Origin of the sequence: Mycolicibacterium parafortuitum, from assembly GCF_002086815.1 — a bacterium.
Classification (GTDB): Bacteria; Actinomycetota; Actinomycetes; order Mycobacteriales; family Mycobacteriaceae; genus Mycobacterium; species Mycobacterium parafortuitum.
The window spans coordinates 42460-56447 of the sequence record NZ_MVID01000033.1 but is presented as its reverse complement, the minus strand read 5'-3'; the positions used below and the strand labels follow the sequence as shown (position 1 = coordinate 56447).

Annotated in this window: 19 protein-coding genes, 5 tRNA genes and 1 riboswitch; of the genes, 20 read left to right on the top strand and 4 right to left on the bottom strand. The window is 68.4% G+C overall.

The window, feature by feature from the left end:
• Positions 1–69: 69 nt before the first annotated feature.
• The 7 genes from BST38_RS25750 (at position 70) to BST38_RS25720 (ending at position 5029) form a co-directional block, all read left to right on the top strand.
• Entirely contained in the window at positions 70–537 is a 468-nt protein-coding gene (locus BST38_RS25750; protein WP_083146325.1) for an STAS domain-containing protein, read from the top strand.
• 56 nt (positions 538–593) lie between these two features.
• The gene (locus tag BST38_RS25745) at positions 594–872 is read left to right on the top strand and encodes a hypothetical protein (protein WP_083146352.1); all 279 of its coding nucleotides are present in this window, start codon (positions 594–596) and stop codon (positions 870–872) included.
• 91 nt (positions 873–963) lie between these two features.
• Entirely contained in the window at positions 964–1203 is a 240-nt protein-coding gene (gene mbp1 / locus BST38_RS25740; RefSeq protein WP_110781980.1) for a microaggregate-binding protein 1, read from the top strand.
• 129 nt (positions 1204–1332) lie between these two features.
• A riboswitch (cobalamin riboswitch) is annotated at positions 1333–1452 on the top strand.
• Between the two features lie 52 nt (positions 1453–1504).
• Positions 1505–2476: an ABC transporter substrate-binding protein gene (locus tag BST38_RS25735; RefSeq protein WP_237160919.1), complete on the top strand. Its 972-nt coding sequence runs from the start codon at positions 1505–1507 to the stop codon at positions 2474–2476.
• Positions 2473–3195, top strand: a complete 723-nt coding sequence (locus BST38_RS25730; RefSeq protein ID WP_083146324.1) for a (2Fe-2S)-binding protein — start codon at positions 2473–2475, stop codon at positions 3193–3195. The genes BST38_RS25735 and BST38_RS25730 overlap by 4 nt, the downstream gene beginning before the upstream one ends.
• Positions 3186–4241 carry a FecCD family ABC transporter permease gene (locus BST38_RS25725; RefSeq protein WP_237160918.1) on the top strand — a complete coding sequence of 352 codons (1056 nt, stop codon included), beginning with the start codon at positions 3186–3188 and terminating at the stop codon, positions 4239–4241. Before BST38_RS25730 ends, BST38_RS25725 begins: the two co-directional genes overlap by 10 nt.
• Entirely contained in the window at positions 4238–5029 is a 792-nt protein-coding gene (locus BST38_RS25720; RefSeq protein WP_083146323.1) for an ABC transporter ATP-binding protein, read from the top strand. The genes BST38_RS25725 and BST38_RS25720 overlap by 4 nt, the downstream gene beginning before the upstream one ends.
• An 18-nt stretch (positions 5030–5047) precedes the next feature.
• Here the strand turns inward: BST38_RS25720 and BST38_RS29490 are convergent.
• Positions 5048–5136: transfer RNA gene (locus tag BST38_RS29490), tRNA-Ser, on the bottom strand.
• 83 nt (positions 5137–5219) lie between these two features.
• On the opposite strand from BST38_RS29490, the gene BST38_RS25715 reads away from it, so the two are divergent.
• Entirely contained in the window at positions 5220–6683 is a 1464-nt protein-coding gene (locus BST38_RS25715) for a GGDEF domain-containing protein (protein ID WP_083146322.1), read from the top strand.
• 139 nt (positions 6684–6822) lie between these two features.
• Here BST38_RS25715 and BST38_RS25710 read toward each other — a convergent pair.
• Positions 6823–6897, bottom strand: a tRNA-Val gene (locus BST38_RS25710).
• 357 nt (positions 6898–7254) lie between these two features.
• Between BST38_RS25710 and BST38_RS25700 the strand changes: the two genes are divergently transcribed.
• The 5 genes from BST38_RS25700 to BST38_RS25680 all read left to right on the top strand — a co-directional run bounded on the left by BST38_RS25700 (position 7255) and on the right by BST38_RS25680 (position 8606).
• Positions 7255–7327: transfer RNA gene (locus BST38_RS25700), tRNA-Gly, on the top strand.
• A gap of 26 nt (positions 7328–7353) precedes the next feature.
• Positions 7354–7424 (top strand) — tRNA-Cys (locus BST38_RS25695).
• Positions 7425–7438: 14 nt separating this feature from the next.
• Positions 7439–7513 (top strand) — tRNA-Val (locus BST38_RS25690).
• 99 nt (positions 7514–7612) lie between these two features.
• Positions 7613–7912, top strand: coding sequence for a hypothetical protein (locus BST38_RS25685; protein WP_083146348.1), 300 nt, complete (start codon positions 7613–7615; stop codon positions 7910–7912).
• A gap of 274 nt (positions 7913–8186) precedes the next feature.
• The gene (locus tag BST38_RS25680; RefSeq protein ID WP_083146321.1) at positions 8187–8606 is read left to right on the top strand and encodes a hypothetical protein; all 420 of its coding nucleotides are present in this window, start codon (positions 8187–8189) and stop codon (positions 8604–8606) included.
• Between the two features lie 28 nt (positions 8607–8634).
• On the opposite strand, the gene BST38_RS25675 is transcribed toward BST38_RS25680, so the two are convergent.
• Positions 8635–8994, bottom strand: a complete 360-nt coding sequence (locus BST38_RS25675; RefSeq protein ID WP_083146347.1) for a helix-turn-helix domain-containing protein — start codon at positions 8992–8994, stop codon at positions 8635–8637.
• Between the two features lie 74 nt (positions 8995–9068).
• Here BST38_RS25675 and BST38_RS25670 point away from each other — a divergent pair, with 74 nt between their 5' ends.
• Genes BST38_RS25670 through BST38_RS25640 form a run of 7 tightly spaced genes read left to right on the top strand, consistent with a single transcriptional unit; the run spans position 9069 to position 12943 of the window.
• A complete protein-coding gene (locus BST38_RS25670) occupies positions 9069–9560 on the top strand; it encodes an SRPBCC family protein (RefSeq protein ID WP_083146320.1) in 492 nt (163 codons plus the stop codon).
• Positions 9561–9591: 31 nt separating this feature from the next.
• Complete coding sequence (locus BST38_RS25665; RefSeq protein ID WP_083146319.1) at positions 9592–10314, top strand: Clp protease N-terminal domain-containing protein; 723 nt, start codon at positions 9592–9594, stop codon at positions 10312–10314.
• 41 nt (positions 10315–10355) lie between these two features.
• Positions 10356–10832 (top strand): RNA polymerase sigma factor, encoded by a 477-nt coding sequence (locus tag BST38_RS25660; RefSeq protein ID WP_083146346.1) that lies wholly within the window; start codon positions 10356–10358, stop codon positions 10830–10832.
• Positions 10829–11425, top strand: coding sequence for a methylated-DNA--[protein]-cysteine S-methyltransferase (locus BST38_RS25655; protein WP_083146318.1), 597 nt, complete (start codon positions 10829–10831; stop codon positions 11423–11425). The genes BST38_RS25660 and BST38_RS25655 overlap by 4 nt, the downstream gene beginning before the upstream one ends.
• A gap of 28 nt (positions 11426–11453) precedes the next feature.
• The gene (locus tag BST38_RS25650; RefSeq protein ID WP_083146317.1) at positions 11454–11879 is read left to right on the top strand and encodes a PPOX class F420-dependent oxidoreductase; all 426 of its coding nucleotides are present in this window, start codon (positions 11454–11456) and stop codon (positions 11877–11879) included.
• A gap of 48 nt (positions 11880–11927) precedes the next feature.
• On the top strand, positions 11928–12422 hold the full coding sequence (locus tag BST38_RS25645) for a hypothetical protein (protein ID WP_181792044.1): 495 nt from the start codon (positions 11928–11930) through the stop codon (positions 12420–12422).
• Positions 12407–12943, top strand: a complete 537-nt coding sequence (locus BST38_RS25640) for a GNAT family N-acetyltransferase (RefSeq protein ID WP_083146315.1) — start codon at positions 12407–12409, stop codon at positions 12941–12943. The genes BST38_RS25645 and BST38_RS25640 overlap by 16 nt, the downstream gene beginning before the upstream one ends.
• Here the strand turns inward: BST38_RS25640 and zapE are convergent.
• Positions 12919–13968 carry a cell division protein ZapE gene (zapE, locus tag BST38_RS25635; RefSeq protein ID WP_083146314.1) on the bottom strand — a complete coding sequence of 350 codons (1050 nt, stop codon included), beginning with the start codon at positions 13966–13968 and terminating at the stop codon, positions 12919–12921. The genes BST38_RS25640 and zapE overlap by 25 nt on opposite strands.
• Positions 13969–13988 lie beyond the last annotated feature (20 nt).

Here is a 13988-nt window from a genome sequence, read left to right as displayed (position 1 = left end):
CCATTCGGCGCGCCCTCCTGGCGGTAGACGACCTGCGAGGCTCCTTCCGCACTGACCGTGAAAGTGAGAATGGTAGCCATCAAGACGGAACGGATCTTCAGCTCCCCCATCTCGGCCGACCACGACGAAATGCGTTGCGGCGCAGCAGTGTTCTCGGCCCGCCCGTGTTCCGACCACCGCCTCGCGGTGGCGGTGCTGGGCGAGGTGGACGCGGTCAACGGCCGAGACTTCGCGCGCTATGTCGAACGGCACGCCCGCATCTCGCGGCAACTGGTGCTCGACCTGCGCGCCGTCGACTTCTTCGGAAGTCAGGGTTTCACCGCGCTGTTCTACATCAGCGTGCACTGCGCCCGCAGCGACGTGGACTGGGCGATCGTGGCCAGCCCGCCCGTACGGCGGCTGCTGGCGATCTGTGATCCGCAGTCAGAACTGCCGTTGGCCGACGATCTCGCGTCGGCGCTGGAACGACTGGACCGGCTCGCGCATCGCCGCGCCCCGCTGGTGTGGTCGGGACGGTCGGGCTGGCGCACCGGCTGATCTTGTTTGCCGAAACCTGGTTTGGATGCGGCGTCGGCTGGGCAACAAGTATCCCCATGACGCACGCGAAAGTTTTTCTGATGTCAGCGGTGGCGGCGATGGCTGTGCTCAGCGGCTGCTCCCAGGTCACGAACGATGGTGGCGACACCACGTGCGCCGACTTCGCCGGGGCCGACGAGAAGAAGCAGAACGAAGCCATCACCAAGATGCTCACCGACGAGGGCAAGAACGAGCCGGCCAACGCCGAGCTGACCGGAACGCGCCTGTCGATCACCGCGTTCTGCCAGACCGTCGGCAAGCAGGACAGCACGATCAAGGAAGCCCCCCACCTGTAGATGACGTCCGTCACAACCCGTGGGTCCCGGCAAGGCCAACGGGTATTGGACGGTCAGCTCGAAAACCACCCACATGGCGAAAGGAAATCCGATGGGCGACAGCGGACCTGAGAATGCAGTCGAGGGCGTCGTCGAAGACGTCAAGGGCAAGGCCAAGGAAGTCGTCGGCATCGTGACCGACAACGACGGCCTGCGCGAAGAGGGCCGCGCCCAGCAGGACAAGGCGGAGGCCGAACGCGACGTCGCGAAGAAGGAAGCCGAAGCCGAGGCGGCCCGCGCAGCCGCGAGCGCCGCGGAGGCCCGTCAGGAAAGCGCCGAGAGCGCCAAGTAGCACAGCACCGCGAATCGGGCCTCACCCCTAGTGGGTGGGGCCCGATTTCGTCGGTCCCGCGCTCGGTGTGCAGCGCGCATCGGTTATGGTCACCGTGGCTGGTCGGCCCGACCGGCCCCGATGAGCAGGCAGGAAGCCGGTGTGAATCCGGCACGGTCCCGCCACTGTGACCGGGGAGCCAACCCCGCCACGACCACGGCGCACAGCTGGAAGGTCGGGGTGAGCGCTGATCCGGGAGTCAGGATACTGCTCTCGTCGGCCCTCTTACTGGGACGTGGAAATCCCGGATGGAGCCGATATCGTGCTGGCCCGACCCTGTCGACTGACGACAATCCTGCTGTGTCTGATCTCCGCTGTCGTGGCGCTGACCGGGTGCGGTGCACCCGCCGGCGACGCCCCACCGCCGGCCGCCGCGGACAACTGCGGCCGCGCGGTGCACCTCGACGCCCCACCCGAGCGGGCGGTCGGCTATTTCCAGCACCCCGTCGAGTTGATGCTCGCGCTCGGCCTGCAGGACTCGATCGTGGCGACCGTCTACCCGGACAACCCGCCACTGCCTCGCTATGCCGAGGCCTACCAAGCGATTCCACAACTTTCCGATAAAGACGCGTCCTTCGAGCAGATCCTCTCGACGGCACCGGATTTCGTCTACGGCGGCTACGGCAGCGCGTTCGACGACACCGCCGGCCGCTCACGACAGGCCTTCGACGACGCCGGGATCGCCACCTACCTGAACCCGGAGTACTGCGCCACCGGCCCCATCACGATGGACCACGTGTACACCGAGATCACCACGATCGCAGACCTTTTCGGCGTGCCGCAACGCGCCGACGGACTGATCCGGGAAATGCGCGCCGCGGTCGAGGCCGGACATGCCGCGGTCGACGGTGTCGAGCCGGCGCGGGTGTTCGTCTACGACAGCGGCGAGGACACCGCGTTCACCGCGGGCCGGCAGGGTATCGGCGACCAGATCATCCGCCTCGCAGGAGGAACCAACGTCTTCTCCGACGTCGAGGACACCTTCGCCGACGTCTCGTGGGAACAGGTGGTACAGCGCGATCCTGAGGTCATCGTGATCTACGACTACTTCGGTACCCCGTCGATCGAGGACAAGAAGGCATTCCTGCGCAGCCGGCCCGAACTCGCGGACGTGGCCGCGATCCGCGACGACCGCTTCGCGGTGCTGACCCTGCAGGACGCCGTCCTCGGCGTGCGGGCGCCCTACGCGGTCGAAACCCTGGCCCGGCAACTGCATCCGGACCGCTTCGCGTGACCGCGCCCGTTCGCTCCGGGGCCGACCGGACACGGCGCGCGCTGAAGACGGTCGGCATGATCGGCCCCTACTTCAGTGTCGGCGCGGGCGCCTGCGACGGCTTCGTGCGCGTCGACGAGTTCTGCGCGGCCCGGCATCTCGACGCTGCGCTCGCAGCCGTCGCGCGCCGGATCGGCAGCGACGAGGCCCGGGTCGCCGCGTCATCGCTGCAGTACGAATTCGCCGAACGGCTGTGGTCGGTGACCCTTGGATGCTGGCATCTCGACAAAGTGGTCCTCGATCTGCGCTCGCTGGTCTGTCAGGCCGCGCCCAACGGCCGGATCAGGTTCCGGATCGCCGACCCCGACGGCGTCGAGCAGGCCGGCCCGGAACCGGCCCGCATCGCGACGTCGATCGCCGCCCAGGTGATCCCCCACCTGACCACGTTGCATCGCGGGCTTCGTGCCGGCACCCGCGTCGCGGACGGGCTGCTGTGGGGCAACGCGGCCACCGGGGCCGCCCTGGCCACCCGCACCCTGACGGCGCGTGACGGCGACCGGCGGGTGGGTGCCGTGGCGGAGGCGTTGCTGGCCGCGCCGCCGATGGCGGGTCACCTGCACGACGGCGGAATCCTGCTGCGGCGCACCTGTTGTCTGTACTACCGCACCGCAGCGCGCCGCACCTGCGGGGACTGCCCGCTCACCGGATCCGTCGCCGCCAGGAGGCGCGCGTGCCGGTGAGCGCCCGCGTGAGGTACCCGGCCATCATCGCGGGACTCGCTGTGCTGCTCGTGGTCTCGATGATCGCCGGGCTGGCCGTCGGCTCGATCGCGATTCCGCCCGGCGATGTCGCGCGCATCCTCGCGCATCAGATCGCACCGGCCCTCGTGGACGCGAGCGGCCCGGCGCACTATCAGACCGTCGTCGTGCAGGTGCGCGGGCCGCGAGTGCTGCTCGGCGCGACCGTCGGCGCCGGACTGGCGGTGATCGGCATGACGTTGCAAGCGCTGGTGCGCAATCCACTCGCCGACCCGTACCTGCTCGGCGTGTCGTCGGGCGCCTCCGTCGGCGCCGTCGGCGTCATCGTCTTCGGGGCGGCCCTCGCCGGAACGGTGACGACGTCCGTCGCGGCGTTCGTGGGATCGCTGGCGGCACTGCTGCTCGTGTACGGGCTGTCGCGCTCCGGGGGCCGGATCACCACCACGCGGTTGGTGCTGGCCGGGGTGGCCGTCGCGTACGTGCTTTCGGCCGTGACGAGCATGCTGCTCCTGACGGCCCGCACCGGCGACCAGGCGCGGCAGGTGCTGACGTGGCTGCTCGGCGGGCTGGGCGGGGCGCGATGGGACACGCTGTGGCTGCCCGTCCTCGTCGTCGGTGCCGGCCTCGCGCTGCTGCTCGCGCACGGCCGTACCCTGAACGTGCTGTTGGCGGGCGACGACGCCGCGACGACGATGGGCGTTGACATCCAACGGTTTCGGGCGCGCTCCTTCGTGCTGACGTCGCTGCTGACCGGTGTGCTGGTGGCGGCCAGCGGGCCGATCGGTTTCGTCGGGCTGATCCTCCCCCACGCCGTGCGTCTGCTCGTCGGCAGCGACCACCGCCGTGCTCTGCCCGCGGCCGCGCTGGCCGGCGCGAGCTTTCTGGTGGTGGCCGACATCGCCGCGCGCACACTGGCTTCGCCCCAGGAGATCCCGGTCGGGGTGCTGACGGCGTTGTGCGGTGGGCCGTTCTTCCTGTGGCTGCTTCGCCGCGACGCGCGCCGCGCCGCCTCGGGTGTCCCGGCATGACGCCGGCCGCTCTGCGGGCCTCCCGGCTCTGCGTCGACCTGGGTGGCCGCCGCATCATCGACGATGTGTCGCTGGACGCGGCACCCGGCGCGGTGGTCGGTGTCGTCGGGCCGAACGGCTGCGGCAAGTCGACCCTGGTGCGCACTCTGGGACGGATCCTGCGTCCGACGTCGGGGACGGTGCACCTCGACGGGACCGACATCGCGACGATGAGCGCGCGGCGCGTCGCGCAGAACGTCGCCGCCGTGCTGCAGGACTCCACCGGTGATTTCGACCTGCGGGTGCGTGACGTCGTCGCGATGGGACGGGCGCCGCACAAGCGGATGTTCGACGGCGACAACGCTTCTGACGCCCGCATCGTCGACGAAGCGCTGACCGCCGTCGACGCCACCCACCTCGCGGAGCGACCGTTCGCGCTGATGTCGGGAGGTGAACGACAGCGGGTGCTGGTGGCCCGGGCTCTCGCTCAACAGCCGCGGCTGCTGATCATGGACGAACCGACCAACCACCTCGACGTCAGGCACATCTTCGACGTGCTGGCGCTGCCGGCGGCGATCGGCGTCACCGCCGTCATCGCCCTGCACGACCTGAACCTCGCCGCACACTACTGCGACGTCATCCACGTGCTGCACAACGGAAAGCAGATCGCGGCCGGGCCGCCGGCGGAGGTGTTCAGCGGTGAGCTGATCGCCGATGTCTGGAACGTGAGCGCGACCGTCGTCCCGCATCCCGGGACCGGCAGGCCGCACATCTACTTCGACCCGGGAGCCGTCCCGGTGCGGCCATGAGACGCCCGCGATGGTGCGTGGTGGTCCCGGCTGGGTTCGAACCAGCGACCTTCCGCGTGTGAGGCGGATCGCGCCTAGCGGAGAAAGCACGCATTTCTAACGGGAACGTCATTTCTCTTCCGCGGGATCGACCTGGACTGCATCCTGAGGTTGCCGCTGATGTCGGAACTGAGGTAGGAGTGAATCATTGATGCGCTCCGCGACCTCCTTGATCGTGTTTCCGCTCGTCTACGCCCTTTCTGTAGCGGCCGGGCGAGCGACCCGGTTGGGTGGCGGCGAGGTTGCGCTGTTGTGGCCGGCGGCGGCGGTCGGAGTGATTTGGCTGCTGTCGGTGAGACAGTGCGGCAAATGGGAGCGGGTGGGGCACGTCGCACTACTGGCGGTCGTCGCGTTTGCGACCAACCTGGCGACGGGAGCTTCCACACCCCTGAGTCTGTGGTTCGTACTGGTCAACGTTGTTCTGTCAGTTGTCACCGTGGAGATATTGGCCGCGGGCCGAGGGGAAGTCGCGCTTCGCGACCCCGCCGATTTCGCCCATCTCGTCGCCGCCGTAGCAGCAGGTACATGTTCGGCCGCGGTGCTGGCGACGGGGTACTTCGCGGTCACCGTTGATGCACCGCTGTGGGAGACATTCGCCCTTTTTGCTGTGCGCAACGGCGCGACTGCGCTCCTCGGACTGTCGATCTGGCTGATTCTGCGCGACAGGCCGGTACGACCGAGACGCCATAGTGCGGCATCGGTCGGCGAGGCCCTTCTGGTCAGCTGTGGGCTGGCCGTCGTGTTCTTCTGGACGTTCTGGCTGGATTCGACCCAGCCGATAGCTTTCATATCGTTGGTACCGGCCATGTGGGTCGCGCTGCGATACAGCACACCGGTCAGCACGGTGTTTCTCCTGCTTGCAGGCGCGTGGATCGTTTACGCGACGCTGTCGAACAGGGGATTCACCGCCGACGATGTTCAGCTGCGGGCTTTGCTGGCACAAGCGATGGTCTGCAGTCTGACGTTGGTCGTATTGACGTTGTCGCTCTACCGCGACTCGCGTGCACAACTGATCGCGCAACTGGAACAGGCGCGCGACAGGGCGGATCGCCTCGCATCCCACGACTCGCTGACCGGACTGGCCAATCGCGCACTCTTCACTCAGCGGACCGAGCACGCCCTAGCGCAAGTGCGGGAAGGGGTTTCGGGTGGCGTGGGCTTGATATTCCTCGACCTCGACGGCTTCAAGGCAGTCAATGACACGTGGGGACATGCCGAAGGCGACGAAGTGCTTCTCGAAGTGTCATCTCGGGTGGAGGCGGCGATCGAACCGACCGACACCGCGGCCCGATTGGGCGGGGACGAGTTTGCGGTGTTGTGTCCTGCCACGGTCGATATTGCGCGAGTAGAGGCCGTCGCCGAACGGCTTCGAGCAGCCCTACGCCGACCTATCAGACTCAGCGTCGGAGATACCTACGACCAGCTTTCGGTCAGCGTGGGCGTCGTGATGGGACACGGACAGTGCGACGCGGAGACTCTCCTGCGCCGGGCAGACAGGTTGATGTACCACGCAAAACGAAGCGGCAAGGATTGCGTGAGTATCGACCCTTCAACGAGCAAGGCTTTTGCAACCGCGGACGACGGAGCTGAGTCGACCTCAAGATCAGCGCCGTGAAAACAGGCTGTGCGACTTCGATTTGGCCGCCCCGCACACGGACCAGCCACGCTGAGATGGGTGTGATCAGCGGATCGGCGTCCCTGCACCGCCGCTGAAGCGACAAGCGGTGCATCGTGAAGGCCACCGCGATGATGCGTGGTGGTCCCGGCTGGGTTCGAACCAGCGACCTTCCGCGTGTGAGGCGGACGCTCTCCCACTGAGCTACGAGACCGGGTATTCGACAGAGCCGAACGAGGCAGAAGACTAACACGCGGCGGTTCCGACCCGGGAATCCGCTGGGTGCGACCGGCTTCGCGGCGGACGTCGTCGGCTTCACCTCCCCGAGCCGCAACATCGGGTGCATCCTCACCGAGGACTTCGTGCGCTGCGACATCGCGTCGCGCGACCGGCCGGCATGCGCTGCTCGAACTCCGACGGGCACGGCTTCCTCGGCGCCCACGAGGCATACCAGCTGTTTTGACCAGGGGTTTTCCGCCGCGGCGCGCCGTGCGAACAAGGGATTTGTATATGCCGAGCTGCGTGGACTAATGTCGTGCATCGCGACGGACGACGAACTCGCCCGTAGCACGCGGATGTAGCGCAGTTGGTAGCGCATCACCTTGCCAAGGTGAGGGTCGCGGGTTCGAATCCCGTCATCCGCTCGAGGATGCGTGGCATCAATCCCAGCGGTGGAGTGGCCGAGTGGTGAGGCAACGGCCTGCAAAGCCGTGCACACGGGTTCGATTCCCGTCTCCACCTCCGAAGACGTCCCGGCGCGATTAGCTCAGCGGGAGAGCGCTTCCCTGACACGGAAGAGGTCACTGGTTCAATCCCAGTATCGCGCACCAGCATTACCGCACGTGAGGCCCGGTTTCGACCGGGCCTTCGGCGTTTCCGGGAACCCCTCGCCCCGCCCATCGCTTCGAACATATGATCGAACGGTGGGCATGCAGGAGATCGGGCACGGCGGGCAGCCGCTGCGCACGGTGTTCCGCCGTGTCCACCCGGCCCGGACGGTGTTGATCGACCTGGTCGCCCTGTTCCCGCGCGAGCCGCACTGCGACGGCCGCTACCACCCCAAGGGCCTGCAGATGGATGTGATCGTCGAGGGCACGCTCACCTGCTGGGGGCTGAGCGAACAGGGCCGCTGGTGGGGTCTGGTGACCTACCCGATCCGGCACGGCGGCGAGAAGGACCGCGTCACGCACTGGGTGCCCGCATCCGTTCTCCGGGTCAAGCAGGCCTGACAAGAGCACGCAATTTTTCGAAGGTAGGCCCTAAGTGCCTATTAGGCCGCTCTCAGGTTGGGCCCCTAACTTCAGTGGTGTCCGGTTGAAAGACCGAACTGAGAAACCAACCCCGATCGCTCGGCCCGCCACCAACCCCCCCAGGTGGCGGGCCGAGATCTTTCCCGGGACCTTTCCCCGGCACGGCTGCCGACCCGAAAGCTTCCAGCTCCCCCACTGCAGCGACTAATGTCGCAAGACGCCGGTACGGCTGTCGACGACGTAGGGGTGGAACATGATCCGCAAGACTCTGCTGGCGACCTCGTTCGCCGTCGCTCTGTGCGGCGCCCCCGCCGCGGCCGCGGAACCCGGACCGATGTACTGGGACGATCCCGGGCACTACGCCACCGACGTCCCCGGCATGAACTACGACGCCCACCTCACCGGCCCGTGCACCAACATGGACCGCTTCACCTTCGGGCGCGGGCCCGGTGGCGAAGCGCTGCAGTGCCGGTGGATCCCGAACCAGTGGCCGCCGATCTACACCGGCTTCTGGCAGACCAGCTACGAACTGGTCGGCGTCCGCGACATCGGCAGCCCGTGCCCCAAACCGCAGTCCGCCGCCCAGGCTCCGGACGGGCGGCCGCTGATCTGCATGGGCGCCCAGGGCTGGCAGGCCGGCAAGTACAACGGTGTCGGCTTCACCCCGATGTGATCGGCCGAGCACCTAGGAGCTTCATTGCCTAGGAGCTTCGCAACGTGCGACTCGGCTCGGTGCCGAACACCTGCTTGTAGGCGCTGCTGAACCGGCCTGGGTGACTGAACCCGCAACGGCCCGCGATCGAGGTGACCGTGTCGAACGCCGGATCGGCCGACAACAACTCGCGGTGGGCGCGCTCAAGCCTGATCCGGCGCAGATACTCCAGCGGCGTGGTGTTCAGATGCTCGCGGAATGCGTACTGGATTGCCCGTGGTGTCACGTCGGCCGCCGAGGCGATGTCGCGAATCGTGATGTCGTAGTGCGAGTTCTCGTGGATGAAGTCCAGCGCGCGCCGCAACATCCGCGGCTGGTGCGCTGTGGTCTTGTCGTTTCCCCGCATCATGCGTTCGGATTCCCTGAGCGACTGCCCGACAAAACAGATCAGTGACTTATTCCACTGCATGACACCATCGACCCATGACCGACCGCATCGAGGTGTCCCGCATCGTCGCCGCTCCCGCCGCCGACATCTTCGCCGTGCTGTGCGATCCCCAGGGCCACGTCGCCATCGACGCCACCGGGATGCTGCAGGACGCCGACGGCGACCCCGTACGCGGCGCCGGGGACTCGTTCGTCGTGCACATGGACCGTGAGGCCCTCAACGACTTCCCCGAACTGGGCCGTTACGACGTGACGGTGCGGATCACCGACTACGAGCAGGACCGCCTGATCGCGTGGACGATCCTCGGGCAGCTCCGCCCGCAGATCGGGCACGTCTACGGCTACCGGCTCGAACCGGCCGACACGGGCACGCTGGTGACCTCGTTCTATGACTGGTCCGGCATCGACGAGCACTGGCGCTCGCTCGGCATCTTCCCGGTCGTCTCCGAGCTTGCGCTGCGCGGCACCCTCGGCATCCTCGACCGGACGGTGCGCCGCGGCTACCCCCAAGCGTCAACTCAGGGTTGACGCATCGAATTCGTCAACCTACGGTTGACGCATGGGCGATACGCAGAAGATCCGCCATCCGGTCCGGCTCGACGACCTCATCGACGTCATCACCCAGGTGCACGACGAACCCCTCGACCAGTTGACCGACGCCGTGCTGGCCGCCGAAGCCCTCGGCGAGGTCGCCGACCACCTGATCGGCCACTTCGTCGACCAGGCACGCCGCTCCGGCGCGTCCTGGACCGAGATCGGCAAATGCATGGGCGTCACCAAACAGGCCGCGCAGAAGCGCTTCGTGCCCAAGACGCCCAGCGACACCGGGGCATTGGACCCGAACGCCGGGTTCAGCCGGTTCACCGACCGGGCACGCAGCGCCGTCGTGCAGGCGCAGAACGTCGCGCACGAGGCGGGCAACACCGAGATCCGGCCCGCGCACCTGATCGTCGGGCTCTTCGCCGACCCGACGGGGCTGGCCGCCCGACTGATCGCCGGGCAGGGCATCGACGTCACCACGGTCGCCGACCGCATCACGCTGCCGCCGCGGGCCGAGCAGGTGCCCGCACTGATCCCGTTCGACGCGCGCGCGAAGAAGGCGCTCGAGCTGACCTTCCGGCAGGCACTTCGCTTGGGGCACAACTACATCGGCACCGAGCATTTGCTGCTGGCGCTGTACGAGGAAGAGGACGGTGACGGGGTGCTGCACACCCTGGGCATCGACATCGACCGCTTCGAGCGGGAACTGCGCGAAGCCCTCGACGCGCTCGCCGGAATGTGATCTCACAACCGGGCGCGCGGTGACGTCTTCATGATGTGAAGGTGCGCCCGTTCGAAGAAGTCGTCGCCAGCCACGGCGCCACGGTGCTGCGGGTGTGCCGCGCCGTGGTCGGCGCGTCCGACGCCGAGGACGCGTGGTCGGAGACGTTCCTGTCGGCGCTACGCGCCTATCCCGCCCTACCCGAGGACGCCAACGTCGAGGCCTGGCTGGTGACGATCGCCCACCGGCGGGCACTGGACGTCGGACGGGCCAGATCCCGGCGCGCGGTACCGACCGCGACGGTGCCCGACCGCCACGACGAACGCGCCGACCCCGCCGCGCGCGACCCCGACCTGTGGGCCGCGCTGCAGCGGTTGCCGCTCAAACAGCGCCATGCGGTGGCCTACCACCACATCGCGGGCCTACCGTTCGCCGAGATCGCCATCATCCTCGGCAACTCCCCCGACGCCGCCCGCCGTGCCGCCGCCGACGGCATCAAGGCGCTGCGCACGCACTACTGCAAGGACGAAGCCTCATGACCGACATCGCTTTCGACGTCCCGGACGAGGACGCCACCCTGCGGCGGCTGCACGACCGGCTGGCCGCATCGGCGGAGCCGTCGGGACTCCTCGACGTCGCGTACCGCACCGTCGACACCCCGGTGGGCGTACTGCTGCTCGCCGCCACCCCGGCCGGCCTGGTCCGGGTGGCCTACGACATCGAGGGCCACGACATCGTGCTGACCCGCCTCGCCGAGTCACTGAGCCCGCGCATCCTGCACGCACCGGCCCGCCTCGACACCGTCGCACGACAGATCGACGAGTATTTCGCCAAGCGCCGCACCAGCTTTGACGTGACGGTCGACCTGAGCCTGACCCGCGGCTTCGGCCGCAGCGTCGTCGAAGCCCTGCGGCGGATCGATTACGGGCGGCGCCTGAGCTACGCCGAGGTGGCCACCGCCGTCGGGAGCCCGCGCGCCGTGCGCGCCGTCGGCTCCGCGTGCGCCCGCAATCCGCTGCCGGTGGTCATCCCGTGCCACCGGGTGGTGCGCTCGGACGGCACCAGCGGGCAGTACGTCGGCGGCCCACGAGCCAAGACCGCGCTGCTGGAGCTGGAAGCCGGCCGGGAATGAAAGTCCCCACCCAGCCGTAGAACCTGGCATGAAACTCAACGACGCCGCCCGTGACCTCATCGGCAACGGCGCAGACGCCACGCTCGTGACGCTCAATCCCGATGGCAGTCCCCAGGTCACGCTCGTCTGGGTGGCGTTGCAGTCCACCCCCGACGGCGACGAGCTGGTCACCGCGCACCTGAGCGAGCACCAGAAGGTCCGCAACGTGCGCCGCGACCCACGGGTGGCGCTGACGATCCTGTCGCCCGGCGGAGTCGGCAAGGTGATGCGGCCGTACCTGGCGATCACCGGGACCGCGCGGATCGTCGAAGGCGGCGCGCCGGAACTGCTCGCCCAACTGGCCCAGACGCTGGCCGCGCCGGACTCCGGCTTCCCGCCGCCCGACGCGCCCCCCGGCTACCTGACCCGGATCCGGATCGACAAGGTCGGCGGCGTCGGGCCCTGGCAGGGCTGACCCCCAAGACCATCCAGGGGCCACCGGCGGTGTGCGATCATGCCAAGCATGCGTCGCTGGCTTGTGCTCCTGACCGTCACCCTGGCCACCCTCGCCGGGGTCGCCGCGTCTCCGGCGTCGGCGGCGGGCATCCCGATCGGCCGCCTCGGCGATGTGCTGCGCGTCGAGTTCGAAGGGCTGGTGGCCGACGTGTCGGTCAACAACATCGTCCCGACGCCCCCGCCGCCCGGGTTCGGTTATCCCCCGCGCGCGCCGCGCTACCAGGTGTACCGGGCCGACGTGACGATCACCCCGGTGCAGGTCCCGACCCCGTACGCGATGGGCATCACGTTCGCGTTCCGCGGCGTCACACCGACCGGTGACGCCTACGAACCCCGCAACAGCGACGCCCCCGACGCGCTGCAGACCATGATGTTCACCGCCCAGCCCGGACAGACATTCACCGGCGGCGTGTGGTGGGACTGCTACCGCGATCTGGTCTCCAACGTGGTGCTGCTCGACAAGATCTCCGGAATTCGCCTGGCCCAGTGGAACGTCGCCTAGAAATCCAGCCCGCCGCACCGGATCAGCTGGCCGAACTCGCCGACGTCGCCGCCCGCACCTTCCCGCTGGCCTGCCCGCCCGCGGTCGGGCCCGACGACGTCGCGGCGTTCATCGCCGAGAACCTGTCCCGCGAACGCTTCGCCGACTACCTCGCCGACCCCGACCGCACCGTCCTGGTGGCCGTCGAGGACGGCCGAATCCTCGGTTACGCCATGATGATTCGCGGTGTTCCCGACGACCCCGACGTCGCCGCGGCCGTCACCGAGCTGCCCACCGTCGAGGTGTCGAAGATGTACGTGCTGCCCGAATCCCACGGCAGCGGCGCCGCCGCGGCGCTGATGACCGCGGCGCTGCAACACGCACAGACCCTCGGTGTCGCGTCGGTGTGGCTGGGCGTCAACCAGCGCAACGAACGGGCCCAGCGCTTCTACGGCAAGCACGGTTTCGCCGTGGCTGGCACCAAACGGTTCCGCCTCGGCGGCCACTGGGAGCAGGACTACGTGATGGTGCGCCCGGCCTGACCGGCGGCGGTCAGCGCCAGCAGCCGCGAGGTGGCCCGCAGATACTTCTTGCGGAACCCGCCGGCCAGCATCTCCTCGCTGAAGATGGTGTCCAGCTTGGCGCCCGACGCGATCACCGGGATGCCCGCGTCGTAGAGCCGGTCGGTCAGCGACACCAGCCGCAGCGCGACGTTCTGGTCGTCGATCGGGTGCACCCCGGTGATGAACACCTCCGAGATGCCCTCGATCAACGTCAGATACCGCGACGGGTGCATGGTGGCCAGATGCGCGCACAGCGCGTCGAAGTCGTCCAGCGTCGCGCCGTCGACCTCGGACGCCCAGCGGGCCACCTCGTCGTCGCCGGGCGGCTCCGGCGCGGGCGGCAGGTCACGGTGCCGGTAGTCCGGGCCCTCGATGCGCACCGTGGTGAACATCGATGCCAGCGTGTTGATCTCGCGCAGGAAGTCCTGGGCGGCGAAGCGCCCCTCACCGAGCTGCTCGGGCAGCGTGTTCGACGTCGCCGCCACCGATACCCCGCGCTCGACCAGCGCCGACAGCAACCGCGAGATCAGCGTGGTGTTGCCCGGATCGTCGAGCTCGAACTCGTCGATGCACAGCAGCACATAGTCCGAGAGCAGGTCGATGCACTCCATGAACCCGAACACACCGGCGAGCTGGGTGAGCTCGCCGAACGTCGCGAAGGCCCGCTTGTAGTCCGACGACTCACCGACCGCGTAGTACGACGACGCCAGCAGATGGGTCTTGCCGACCCCGAACCCGCCGTCGAGGTACACCCCGACCCCGGGCAGCACCTCCCGTTTGCCGAACATCTTCTTCTTGCCGGCGCGACGCGCCACGGCCTGCTCGGTGAACTGACGGCACGTCTGCACGGCCGCGGCTTGCGACGGCTCCCCCGGGTCGGGGCGGTAGGTGTCGAAGCTGACGTCGGCGAACGTCGGCGGCGGAACCAGCTGGGCGATCAGCCGTTCCGGTGTGACGCTGGGATGTCGATCGACCAGATGCCCGACATCGCTGGACCCGTGCATGCAGGCACCATAACGGCGTG

Bases quoted from the DNA above. Each gene is read 5' to 3' on its own strand.
- BST38_RS25675 (WP_083146347.1), bottom strand. From the start codon at position 8,994: ATGATGCGGGGAAACGACAAGACCACAGCGCACCAGCCGCGGATGTTG.
- BST38_RS25655 (WP_083146318.1), top strand. From the start codon at position 10,829: ATGACCGACATCGCTTTCGACGTCCCGGACGAGGACGCCACCCTGCGG.
- BST38_RS25670 (WP_083146320.1), top strand. From the start codon at position 9,069: ATGACCGACCGCATCGAGGTGTCCCGCATCGTCGCCGCTCCCGCCGCC.
- BST38_RS25645 (WP_181792044.1), top strand. From the start codon at position 11,928: ATGCGTCGCTGGCTTGTGCTCCTGACCGTCACCCTGGCCACCCTCGCC.
- mbp1 (WP_110781980.1), top strand. From the start codon at position 964: ATGGGCGACAGCGGACCTGAGAATGCAGTCGAGGGCGTCGTCGAAGAC.
- BST38_RS25680 (WP_083146321.1), top strand. From the start codon at position 8,187: ATGATCCGCAAGACTCTGCTGGCGACCTCGTTCGCCGTCGCTCTGTGC.
- BST38_RS25665 (WP_083146319.1), top strand. From the start codon at position 9,592: ATGGGCGATACGCAGAAGATCCGCCATCCGGTCCGGCTCGACGACCTC.
- BST38_RS25720 (WP_083146323.1), top strand. From the start codon at position 4,238: ATGACGCCGGCCGCTCTGCGGGCCTCCCGGCTCTGCGTCGACCTGGGT.
- BST38_RS25715 (WP_083146322.1), top strand. From the start codon at position 5,220: ATGCGCTCCGCGACCTCCTTGATCGTGTTTCCGCTCGTCTACGCCCTT.
- BST38_RS25685 (WP_083146348.1), top strand. From the start codon at position 7,613: ATGCAGGAGATCGGGCACGGCGGGCAGCCGCTGCGCACGGTGTTCCGC.
- BST38_RS25745 (WP_083146352.1), top strand. From the start codon at position 594: ATGACGCACGCGAAAGTTTTTCTGATGTCAGCGGTGGCGGCGATGGCT.
- BST38_RS25650 (WP_083146317.1), top strand. From the start codon at position 11,454: ATGAAACTCAACGACGCCGCCCGTGACCTCATCGGCAACGGCGCAGAC.
- BST38_RS25750 (WP_083146325.1), top strand. From the start codon at position 70: ATGGTAGCCATCAAGACGGAACGGATCTTCAGCTCCCCCATCTCGGCC.
- zapE (WP_083146314.1), bottom strand. From the start codon at position 13,968: ATGCACGGGTCCAGCGATGTCGGGCATCTGGTCGATCGACATCCCAGC.